The organism is Streptomyces sp. AF1A, assembly GCF_047340315.1.
Taxonomy (GTDB): domain Bacteria; phylum Actinomycetota; class Actinomycetes; order Streptomycetales; family Streptomycetaceae; genus Streptomyces.
The window spans coordinates 24,344-32,179 of record NZ_JBLEBI010000070.1; the positions used below are offsets into that span (position 1 = coordinate 24,344).

General features: G+C 70.7%; 7 protein-coding genes, 1 tRNA gene and 1 pseudogene. 7 read left to right on the forward strand and 2 right to left on the reverse strand.

Features of this window, described 5'->3' with window-relative positions:
- Positions 1 to 41 precede the first annotated feature (41 nt).
- From ACLU3S_RS19915 to ACLU3S_RS19930, 4 genes and pseudogenes are all read left to right on the forward strand, one after another.
- Complete coding sequence (locus ACLU3S_RS19915; RefSeq protein ID WP_413953251.1) at positions 42 to 2,024, forward strand: HEAT repeat domain-containing protein; 1,983 nt, start codon at positions 42 to 44, stop codon at positions 2,022 to 2,024.
- A 411-nt stretch (positions 2,025 to 2,435) separates the two neighbouring features.
- Positions 2,436 to 2,756 (forward strand): annotated as a pseudogene (locus tag ACLU3S_RS19920) (SDR family oxidoreductase); the annotation flags it as partial.
- Entirely contained in the window at positions 2,749 to 3,123 is a 375-nt protein-coding gene (locus ACLU3S_RS19925; protein ID WP_413953252.1) for a hypothetical protein, read from the forward strand. The pseudogene ACLU3S_RS19920 and the gene ACLU3S_RS19925, both read left to right, overlap by 8 nt.
- Positions 3,120 to 3,638 carry a hypothetical protein gene (locus ACLU3S_RS19930; RefSeq protein ID WP_413953253.1) on the forward strand — a complete coding sequence of 173 codons (519 nt, stop codon included), beginning with the start codon at positions 3,120 to 3,122 and terminating at the stop codon, positions 3,636 to 3,638. Before ACLU3S_RS19925 ends, ACLU3S_RS19930 begins: the two co-directional genes overlap by 4 nt.
- Before the next feature lie 457 nt (positions 3,639 to 4,095).
- Here the strand turns inward: ACLU3S_RS19930 and ACLU3S_RS19935 are convergent, their stop codons facing one another.
- A complete protein-coding gene (locus tag ACLU3S_RS19935; protein ID WP_413953254.1) occupies positions 4,096 to 4,689 on the reverse strand; it encodes a hypothetical protein in 594 nt (197 codons plus the stop codon).
- A gap of 379 nt (positions 4,690 to 5,068) precedes the next feature.
- Here ACLU3S_RS19935 and ACLU3S_RS19940 point away from each other — a divergent pair, with 379 nt between their 5' ends.
- On the forward strand, positions 5,069 to 5,710 hold the full coding sequence (locus ACLU3S_RS19940) for a LysE family translocator (RefSeq protein ID WP_413953255.1): 642 nt from the start codon (positions 5,069 to 5,071) through the stop codon (positions 5,708 to 5,710).
- A gap of 209 nt (positions 5,711 to 5,919) precedes the next feature.
- On the opposite strand, the gene ACLU3S_RS19945 is transcribed toward ACLU3S_RS19940, so the two are convergent.
- A tRNA-Arg gene (locus ACLU3S_RS19945) sits at positions 5,920 to 5,991 on the reverse strand.
- Positions 5,992 to 6,110: 119 nt separating this feature from the next.
- On the opposite strand from ACLU3S_RS19945, the gene ACLU3S_RS19950 reads away from it, so the two are divergent.
- Positions 6,111 to 6,659: a response regulator gene (locus tag ACLU3S_RS19950; RefSeq protein WP_413953260.1), complete on the forward strand. Its 549-nt coding sequence runs from the start codon at positions 6,111 to 6,113 to the stop codon at positions 6,657 to 6,659.
- A 363-nt stretch (positions 6,660 to 7,022) separates the two neighbouring features.
- On the forward strand, positions 7,023 to 7,836 hold an 814-nt coding region (gene nrtL, locus ACLU3S_RS19955), incomplete at its 3' end, for an ArgS-related anticodon-binding protein NrtL (protein WP_413953256.1).

Sequence of the window (7,836 nt, forward strand, 5' to 3'; positions counted from 1 at the left end):
CCCTTCGCCGGCGCAGGGGGCGGCGGGCTAGGGTCGCCCGCATGTGGGAGGGGCTGGACGCGGTCGATTGGGCGGGGCTGGAGCACAACTATGGCTCCGCGGCGGACGTGCCTGAGCTGCTGCGCCGGTGCGTGAGCCCCGATCCGGTGGATGCGGAGAACGCGGCAAGTGATCTGCTCAACCTGTTGTTCCACCAGGGCGGCTGGATCTGCCCGGCCGCCTCGGCCGCACTTCCGTTTCTGCTGCGCGTGGCCGCCACGCCGGGCGTGCCCAGCCGGGGCACGGTGCTGGAACTGCTGGCGATGCTCGCGGCGGAGGCGGGGAGGGTCTCCGACCGCTTCCTGGATCCCGGTTGGGCACCGGCCTGGGAGCGGGCCCTGCCGGATGCACTCGCCCTGCTCGGCGCTCCTGAGCCGGAGATCCGGCGGGCCGCGGCCGACCTGATCGGCAGCTGCTCGAGCCCTGGCGAGTCCACGCTGGCCGCACTCCTGCGGTGCTGGGAGGCCGACAGGGACCCGGCGACCCGTCTCGAACTGGTGCTCGCGCTCGGCCAGGCCGTACGACGTGCGCCGGCCGGCCACCACGGGGACCGGGCGGACGCGCTCCTTCGCGGGCTGCTCGACTCGGCGGAGCCCCAGCTGCGCCTGGCCGCGGTGCACGCCCTTTCGGCGGGTGATCCGCACCTTCCGGCGCGACGCCTTGACCTGGTTCTGGAAGCGATCCGGGACCCGAGCGTCGAGCTGTGGCGGCATACGAGCTCGATCGCCTGCGGGGTGCTGGGCGTGCAGCACTGGACGGTGGATCTGTTCCCCGGCCCGTCTCCTGCCTTCGTGCTCGGCTTGCTGGCCGACCACCCCGACGACGAGCAGCGCATCGGCGCCTTGGCACAGGCGGGCACTCTGCTGGCCCAGTGGCGTTCCCCCACCTCTGAGCTGCTGCCGGCGGTGGTGGCGCGGCTGGACGATCCGGCCGCCGAGGTTCGGTTCCGGGCGGTCGAGTTGCTGGCCTGCCTTGGCTCGTCCGCGGGCGATCACGCTGACGAGATCGCCGGTCTGCTCGGCGACCGGGCCGCCCGGACGACCCGTGTGGGCGAGACCGTGGGCGAGGCGGCCTTGTGGGCGCTGGCGCGGATGAACGATCCGCGGTGCCTGCCGGGCCTGATCGAGGTGCTGGCCGAGCCTCGGTCCGGTTTCGGGTCGGCGTCGGCCATGTATCCCGCCGACCCCTACCACCACGTGGTCCTTCCCTCGCACCACGAGGTACTCGTGGGCCTGCGGGACCACGCCGACGTCCTCGTGCCCGCTGTCTGCAAGCACCTCGGCGTCGCAACGGATGCCGGCCTGCTCAACCAGCACTGCCAGACGCTCGCGGCCTGGGGGCCCGCCGCGCGCGAGGCCGTTCCGCGGCTCGTCGGCCTGCTGAAGCACGACCGCACCTGGATCCCGGCAGCGACGGCCCTGGCCGGCATCGGGACAGCGGATGACAAAGCCCGCACCCTGCTGCTGTCCCGATCGACCGCCGGTGGCAGGGACGCCCCACTCGCCGCATGGGCGTACTGGAAGACCGGGGGCGACCCCGGCCCGGCCCTCGAGGTCCTGGGACCCGCCACCACGGGCAGGTTCCCTCACCCCGCTCTGCGCAAGCTGGCCGACCTGGGTCCGCACGCCGCCGGCCACGCGGATCAGCTCCGGACGATGACCACCGCCACCGATCCGTGGACCAGGGTCGAAGCGGCGCACGCCCTGTGGGCCGCGACCGGCGACACCGACCATGTCGTCCCGGCCCTGCTCACGGCCGTCCAAGACCTGGCCCACGGCAGATACCAGCCGGTCCAGCTCGCCGCAGTGCGCTACCTGACCCGCATCGGCCGCCCGTCCCAGCCGGCCGCCCGCCTCCTGCGCGGCATCCCCCTCCTCGACCAGCGACTGCGCTCCAACGGCGGCTGGCGCGGCTTCACCCAGGACGAAACGATCCGTGCCGCCGTCCACGACCTGCACGCCGCGACCGCCGACGGAGCCACGTAGGTCACCTCTTCGGTGCTGACCGCAACGCGCGACCCGGTGCGGTACGTCGGCGCCACGAACCCAGCGTGTGCGCACCAGAGGGGGGACAGCAGCTCAGGCCGAGTCGGAGGTCTGCCGGGCGTGCTCCGGCGCGGCGCGCGCTGACGGTCGTAACGCACGTCCAGGGCACTGACCTGCTCGCCGAGGTCGGCTCTCCCGGCTCGGCGGTCCAGCGCCTGACACACTTCGGGATGCGTGCCTGGGGCTCAGCCAGGGGAACGTCCCGGACACCTCTCCTGGTTTCCGGCCATGCGGGGCAGCGTGCTGACGTGACCACCGACGGGGCGCCCAACGGTTTCTGGCGCCAGGCTTCACACGAGTGAGCATGGACGATCTCGCTCGTGAGCTCGGGACGAGGCGGGTACCGGTAGCGGAATCGGCGCGGCCATCGCGCGCATGCCGGCCGCGCCAGGGATGCGCGTGGTGGCGAACCACTCCAGCGGCAGGTCGGGCGAGAGGGGGTTGGCCGACATCGAGGCCGCGGGCGGCCCGGCCATGGCCCTGCCGGCCGACGTGCGCGGGGCGGCGGCGATCGAGAGCATGGTCGTGCAGGTCCAGGCGGCATGGGGCGACATCGACGTACCCGTGCACAACGCGCCCATCCCGTACGCGGGCATGTCGTTCCAGGACATGACATGGGAAGGACTGGGCGGCAAGATCCAGCTGCCCCACATGGAGGGAACCCATGGCTGAGAAGAACCACGCGACGATGGCGGTCACCGGGGTGACCGGGGCGCTGGGCGGCCGGATCGCGGCCCGGCCCGCCGGCCATGGCGTCCCCCAACTCCTCGTCGGGCGCCACCCCGACCGCATGCCCGAACTGCCGGGTGCCCGGCGACGCGGTCCCGCCGCCTACGCCGACGCCTCTGACATGCGCAAGGCGCTCGAGGACGCCTCGACGCTCATCCTGATCTCCGGGCACCGCACGGGACACCGGCTGGAGGACCACGCCACCGCGGTCGAGGCCGCGGTCGCGGTCGGCGTGGACCGGATCCTGTACGTGCCCTCGTCGGCGCCGCGCCCACCGCCACCTACCTCAACGCCCGCGACCAGTGGATGACCGAACAGTTCCTGGCAGGGGCCGGGATCCGCCACACGGTGCTCCGAGCAGGCTTCTACGCCTCGACGCCGGCCGCCCTCGCCGACGAGGAGTTCGTCGTCAGCGGCCCCGCCCGCACCGGCCGGGCCGCCTTCGCCACCCACGAGGACATCGCCGACGTGATCACGGCCGTCGCCCTGGACGAGGGCCCCCACTCCGAGCACGACGGCGCGACGCTGAAGATCACCGGACCCGAGGCCCTGACCCTCGACGAAGCGGTCACCCGCATCGCCGCGGCCACCGGTCGGGCCTACCGCTACAAGCCCGAGACCGTTGAGGATGCCTTCGCACGGCGATGGCGACTGGGTATGAGCGGGGAACAGATCGAGACCTGGATCTCCTGGTACCAGGCGATAGAGAGGGGCGAAGTCTCCATGGTCACGGACGTCGTCCCCCGGCTCACCCGCTCCCCGGCGACTCCGACATCCGACGCAGCCTGGTGGCCCGAACCGAACACCGCGCGCGGCGTCCGCTGAACACAGGCGGGAACGAACCCCAGCGACGCCACTCCGGCGGACCGCCTCGCCTCCACACCAACCACCCCGACACCTCGCAGGCTGCTCACCGCCGGGGAGGTCAGCTCGCAGGGCGCACCCTCCGAGGGAGGGACCGGCGCACCGGGCAGAGCCCCAAGGCTCGTCCCGCTTCTCCGGACGCTGATTGATCGCGGCACCTGCCGGGGCGCGTTGGTGCGGCGCGCGAAGACACGAGCGGCGGCGCGCGAAGACACGAGCGGCGGCCCACATGCGGGCCGAGCGCCGCGCGCCGTGCCTGCGCGACCCCTTGATCAGGCAGGAAACGGCCGAACCCTGCTGTTCAGCCCTTGTGATGTGCTGGTGCAGCGGGCCACGGCCCGGGCGATCCATCCGGCCTTGGGCGCGGCACGGGTGCGGTTCGGAGTGCCCGCAGACGTGATCACCGGTGGCCCTCCGGTCAGTGAGTGGTGAGTCCGGCCTCAGGGCTGTACCAGTCGGGCAGCTCACCGGTGGCGCCCACCTCGTAGCGCATGCGTGCTCGCACATGACTCAGCTGCGCAATGATCGAGTCCAGGAGTTCGATGACCTGGCTGAGCCTCACCTGATGAGCCGACAGGTCGGACTCGCCTGCTATCTCCATCAGGTTCTTGTACGCGACGGTGAGCTGGGCGTTCACCCGGCTCTCGATCCGGAGTACTTCGTCGCTCGCGATCAGTTGCGCCTCAGCCCGGGTGTCTCTTTGCGCACGCCGGGCGCTGCCGACTTCCGCTGCCTCCGCCTCGGCGGTCCCCGACTTGAGCGCGTAGGCGTACGCCAGCATCGCATCTCGGTAGTTGCGATCGTCGGCGTTCAATTGAACGTAGCAAGCCCGGAGTTGATCGATCTTCCGCTGATCTTCGGAGGCCCGCAACTCGGCGAGACGAACCCGCTCCTCTCGCTCCGACCTCCGCGTCTCCGCCCGCTGGGAGAGGACTTGAGTGATCACGGCCGAGGCCAGCGTGCCGATCACACCGACGATGGCAACGATCACTGAGACGGTCGCGCCCGACATACCCACCCCTTGGCAGTCACCCGAATCCCACTGACGTGCAGGTTGTAACCAACGTATCTGCACGCCCGGGTGAAGTCCCTGACGGTCACGGCGGCAGCGCTGCCCGTGCGGCAGCGGCGGTGGCTCTGTCCGCGCTCCGATCCAAGAACCACTGAACGAACGCGCCACTCTATCCGCGGCTTCCAAGAAGTGCGGAGCTACGCGAAGTGCCTCGACGGCCGGTGCTTCGCGAGTACGAATAGACAGCCGTGCCCGCCTCCGAGACCCCTGGCATCGAGTCCAGGGGCCTCGTTGTTGCTCTATGACCCGTCACGTCGCCGACCCCTGGCGTGCTCTTCCCCGATGAATCCACACTCTCGGTATCGTCCGCCCTGTGCCCGTGAACCCGAGCCTGCTCGTCGGTTTCCTGACTCTGTCTGCTGTGCTGTCAGCGATCCCAGGGCCATCTGTCCTGCTTGAGACCGGCCGTGCCATCACCCTGGGGCGACGATCTGCGATGTGGATCGTGCTGGGGAACGCCATGGGCGGTCTTGTACTCCTGGCGCTCGTGCTCGCCGGTCTCGGAGCAATCGTCGCGGCATCGGCCAAGCTCTTCATGGCGGTCAAGGTCCTCGGCGCGTGCTACCTGTTCTGGCTGGGGGTCAATGCGCTGCGCTCCGCCCGGGCCGGCTCCGTGAATGAGCCCCCTGCCGCAGCCGATGTCCTGGGCAGGACGTCGTGGGCGCGATCGGTACGGCAGGGCTTCCTGGTCGGTGTCGCCAACCCGAAGAGCATCGTGTCGCTGACGGCCGTCCTACCCCAGTTCGTTGACCACCCACGCGGAAATCCCGTCCTCCAGATGCTGGTCATCGGCCTCACCGGGGGTGTGGTCCAAGCGTTCATCGAAACCATCTGTGTCTGTGCCGCCGGATCCATGCGGACCTGGTTTCTGGGGGGAAGGCGTCGTATCCGGGTGCTGAAAGCCGGTGGCGGAGTTGCCATGATCGCATTTGCCAGCAGGCTCGCACTCGAAAGCCCATAGGGCCATCGGCTGCCATGACCCCGCGGGCCGTATCCGTACCCGCCGACCACCCACTGCGGAGAGCGCGGCTCACTTGGGGCAACGCTCCAAGATCCCGTCCAGGGACCCCGACATACGCCTGCTGCGGGTGGCACATGCCTGCACATACGCGAAGACCCCGGCCTCAGCGTTTCCGCTGGTGACGGGGTCTTTGGGCACCTCATAGTGGGTGCCCCCGGCAGGATTCGAACCTGCGCACACGGCTCCGGAGGCCGTTGCTCTATCCCCTGAGCTACGGGGGCGTGTCGGCTGCTGAGCTGCTCGCTCGCGGCGACGGACAGAACACTAGCAGGTCCGGTGGGGTGATCAGGAACTCGATTAGCGGGGAGGGGTGAGGAGGGGTCCCCTGTAGGGGGTGGAAGTGGGGAAAACCCGGACGCGGTGGCCGGTCCGGACCTACTCTCGACGTGTGTCGGGCGCGTCGGGTCGGGTGCTTGTTGTGGACGACAACAAGGTCATCCGGCAGCTGATCAGGGTCAACCTCGAGCTGGAAGGGCTGGAGGTCGTGACCGCGGCCGACGGCGCCGAGTGTCTGGACGTGGTGCACCAGGTGCGGCCCGACGTCGTGACGCTCGATGTCGTCATGCCGCGGCTGGACGGGCTGCGCACCGCCGCCCGGCTTCGTGCCGACCCCCGTACGCACCATCTACCCCTCGCCATCATCAGCGCGTGCACGCAGTACGAGGTCGAGACCGGCCTCGACGTGGGTGTGGACGCCTTTCTCGCCAAACCCTTCGAACCCGCCGAACTCGTGCGGCTCGTCAAAGACCTGATCGACGGCCGGGGTGGTCATGGGGGAGAGCGGCACGGGAGAGCGAGTGACGGGGGAGGGGGCGGTGAGGGGGAAGGTGACGGTGACGACGACGGCGTTGCCGACGGTGTACCCGGTGGCATCTCCTTCGGTGGGTAGAGGGTTCGTCTTGGGTGCGTGTCCCTCCGGGGTGGGGTGAGAATTCCGTCTCCTGTGCATTCCGTCTTCGGTGCGTGTCCTCCGGGGTGTGTCGAGGCTCCGCCTCGGCTCCGGGGTTTCGCCGAGGTGGAGCGACGGCTCATCTCAGGTGGTGCATTTCCTTCCTGGGGCGGTTGAGTGCTCCGCTTGGCCGGATCTTCCGTCGGCCAGTTGTAGGACGTGTCTGGTGTGTCTCCTCCCGCGGTCAGTGCGCCCCAGTCCTGGCGTGCGCCGGGTGGCGTCCGTCCGTAGCCGGATCGCGCGCCGTCCCACAGAGAGAAACCGCCTCTCCTGCCCGCTCCCTCCTCCCCTACCCTTGTCACCGTGACCCCCGTCGAGCTCTCCCGCACCGTGTTGCACGCGGTGCGTCGTGCCGTCGACGAGGGGGAGCTGAGTGTGGCCGTGCCCGAGCGGGTCGTCGTGCGCGAGCCGGGGCCCGGGGGATGCGGGGACTACGCGACCACCGTGGCCCTGCAGCTGGCCCGGTCCGCCGGGCAGCCGGCGTTGCGGGTGGCCGAGATTCTGCGGCCCCGGCTCGTCGGCGTGGACGGCATCCAGGACGTCGTCGTCACCGGGCCCGGGTTCCTCAACATCCGGCTCGACGAGCGCGCCGATCCTGTCACCGAGCTGGTCCGTGAGATCCGCGCACGTGGTGCGGAGTACGGGCACGGGGACGCCCTCGCCGGGCAGGTCGTCACCCTTCGGGTGCCGTACGAGGTGCGGGCCGAGATCGTCGCCGACGCCGTCGTACGGATCGTGGCCACGCAGGGCGGGCGGGCCACCGTAGAGCACGGCGAGCCGGTGAACCTGCGGCCCGTCCCGGCGCCGGAGGACCCCGCTCCGCTCGGACCCGACGCCGCCCAGTGGGCCCTCCTCCACCCCGCCGCGCACGACCGGCCCCGGATCACCGCCGATCACCTGGTCCAGCGTGAGAGCAATCCGCTGTTCCGGGTGCGGTACGCCCACGCCCGCATCCGCTCCCTCAGCCGCAACGCCGCCCGCCTGGGCTTCTCCGCCGAGCCGGGTCCGGTCATCCGCCCCGCCGGTGCGGATGCCGTGAGTCTCGCCAGTGCCGATGCCGCGAGCTCCGCCGGCGCGGGTGCCGAGATCTCCGACCCGGTCACCCACCCCACCCCCG

What these genes read in the sequence shown, in the direction of transcription:
- ACLU3S_RS19915 (WP_413953251.1), top strand. Translation starts at nt 42, where the DNA reads ATGTGGGAGGGGCTGGACGCGGTCGATTGGGCGGGGCTGGAGCACAAC.
- ACLU3S_RS19925 (WP_413953252.1), top strand. Translation starts at nt 2,749, where the DNA reads ATGGCTGAGAAGAACCACGCGACGATGGCGGTCACCGGGGTGACCGGG.
- ACLU3S_RS19930 (WP_413953253.1), top strand. Translation starts at nt 3,120, where the DNA reads ATGACCGAACAGTTCCTGGCAGGGGCCGGGATCCGCCACACGGTGCTC.
- ACLU3S_RS19935 (WP_413953254.1), bottom strand. Translation starts at nt 4,689, where the DNA reads ATGTCGGGCGCGACCGTCTCAGTGATCGTTGCCATCGTCGGTGTGATC.